We start from the raw sequence: 2,383 nt of genomic DNA on the forward strand, positions 1-2,383 counted from the left end.
CGGCGTGCGCCGCGGTGGCTCGTCGCGGCCGGCGCGGTCGTCGCGGCGGCCGTGCTCGTGACGGCGACGGTCGCGATCACGCGGGCGGTCACCGAGGACACCCCGCGCTACCCCGGCGCGGAGCGCGTCGCGACCCTCGCCGTCATCGACGGCGGCAGTGCGCCCGAGGACTCGTCGGCCGTGCGGCGGTACAGCGACTTCCGCGGTTACTCGGTGTTCGCGTTCACGGCCGGCAACGTCGACCGTCCCGACGTCGAGTGCCTCAGCGTCGTGAGCCCCGCCGAAGCCGCCGACGACAGCCTGTCGGTGTGCGGCTCGGCACCGTTCCCCGTCGCGGTGACGGCGGTCGTCAGCGAGCAGAGTCCCGACGCGGCCCGCGCCGCGTACCCGCTCGGCACCGCCCTGAACTTCACCCTCACGGGGGCGGGCGTGGAGGTGTGGGTCGGCAGCAGGTGAGCCTTCGCGGATTCACACACGACCGGGTCATGGTCAACCCGCAGCCTCCATCGATCGCGCGCCGGTTACGGTGAGGCATGACCACCCGCATCCTGTCCATCGGCACCGCCGTGCCCGAGGCCCGTCTCCGACAGGATCAGGTGCGCGATCTGTTCGCGGGGCAGCCGGGTGCCGACCGGCTCACCCGGCGGCTCATCGGCGCCGCGTTCGACGCCTCGGCGATCGAGACCCGGCACACCGTGCTCGACGACCTGGCCGCAGCTGCCGCGGCCTCCGCACCGGCCGGTGACGAGCGGATGCCGACGGTCACCGACGCCGGTTCGTTGCTCGCCCCCTCCACCGGCGCCCGCAACGACGCCTACATCCGGCTCGCACCCCCGCTGTTCGCCGAGGCGGCGCGGAAGGCGCTCGCCGCGGCATCCGTCACCGCCTCCGAGGTGACCCACGTCGTCACGGTCTCGTGCACGGGCATGTTCGCGCCCGGTCCCGACTACCGCCTCGTGCGCGACCTGGAGCTGCCGACCACGGTCGCCCGCGCGCACCTCGGGTTCATGGGGTGCGCGGCGGCGGTGCCGGCGTTGCGGACGGCCGCCCAGACGTGCGCGGCCGACCCGACCGCCGTGGTCCTCGTCGTCTGCGCCGAGCTGTGCTCGTTGCACGTGCGGACACCGGCCGACCACGACGAGATCGTCGCGGCGTCCGTGTTCGCCGACGGGGCGGCTGCGGCCGTCGTGAGCGCAGACCCGTCGCGCGCGACGGGCGCGTCGTTCGAGCTCGACCGCTTCGCGACGGTGCTCACCGACGAGGGCGAGAAGGACATGGCCTGGACGATCGGCGACACCGGCTTCGAGATGGTGCTGTCGGCCGAGGTGCCGCGCATCATCGGGCGCGAGATCCGCGGCGCGGTCGAGACGTTCCTCGGTGACGACGGCGTCGACACGTGGGCGGTGCATCCCGGCGGGCGCAGCGTGCTCGACCGCGTCGAGTCCGGGCTCGAGTTGCCCGCCGACGCCCTGACGGTGTCGCGCGACGTGCTGCGCGACTACGGCAACATGTCGAGCGCGACGATCCTCTTCATCCTCGGCGCGCTCCTGGCCGCCGGTCTCGACGACGGCGATCGGGTGGCGACGCTCGCCTTCGGGCCCGGGCTGACCCTCGAGGCGGCGCGGCTGACGTTCCGGACGGGGCTCGCGTGAACCTCGCCGTGCGCGACACCGCCCTCCGCGAGCTGATGGACGATCCGGACTGCGATCCGGTGATGCTGGCCGAGACGCTGCGGAGGTTCGACCTCGTGAACCGCGCGATCGGCGGGTGGGGTCGGGTCTGGCGGCGCGGCATCCGTCCCCGGCTGCTGCGGCTGGGTCGTCCGGCGCGGGTGCTCGACGTGGGCAGCGGCGGCGGCGACGTGCTCGCGCGCCTCGCGACGTGGGCCGAGCGCGACGGGCTCGACGTGCAGTGGCTCGGGATCGACCCCGACCCGCGGGCGCTCGAGGTGGCGCGGGAGCGCGGGAGCGCGCGGGTGTCGTTCGCCGCGACGGATGCCGCCGGTCTCCGCGCGGCCGGCGAGCGGTTCGACCTGGTGCTGTCGAACCACGTGCTGCACCATCTGAGCGATGCGGAGCTCGCTGCCTTCGCCGCCGACACGCGCGCGCTCGCGACCGGGGCGGTGCTGCACGCCGACATCGAGCGCGGCGCACTGGCGTATGCGCTCTACGGCATAGGCATCACGGCGCTGGAGCGGGGGACGTTCCTGCGGACCGACGGACTGCGCTCGATCCGGCGGAGCTATCGCGCCGACGAGCTCGCCGCGGCGCTCGGGGCGCCGTGGCGCGTCGCGTCGCCGGCGCCGTTCCGGCTGCTCGCGGTGGCGGACGGCGATGGCTGAGGTCCTCGTCGTCGGGGCGGGTCCCGTCGGCACGCTGCTGGC

2 protein-coding genes and 1 pseudogene are annotated in these 2,383 nt (G+C 74.6%); all 3 read left to right on the top strand.

Annotated elements, in window-relative coordinates; genetic code table 11:
• A pseudogene (locus tag NH287_RS14880) lies at positions 1–456 on the top strand (hypothetical protein); the annotation flags it as partial.
• A 77-nt stretch (positions 457–533) separates the two neighbouring features.
• Complete coding sequence (locus NH287_RS14885; RefSeq protein ID WP_253036236.1) at positions 534–1,652, top strand: type III polyketide synthase; 1,119 nt, start codon at positions 534–536, stop codon at positions 1,650–1,652.
• Complete coding sequence (locus NH287_RS14890) at positions 1,649–2,341, top strand: methyltransferase domain-containing protein (protein ID WP_253036237.1); 693 nt, start codon at positions 1,649–1,651, stop codon at positions 2,339–2,341. Before NH287_RS14885 ends, NH287_RS14890 begins: the two co-directional genes overlap by 4 nt.
• Positions 2,342–2,383: the final 42 nt, after the last annotated feature.

Origin of the sequence: Microbacterium sp. CnD16-F, assembly GCF_024124465.1 — a bacterium.
Lineage (GTDB): Bacteria > Actinomycetota > Actinomycetes > Actinomycetales > Microbacteriaceae > Microbacterium > Microbacterium gawkjiense.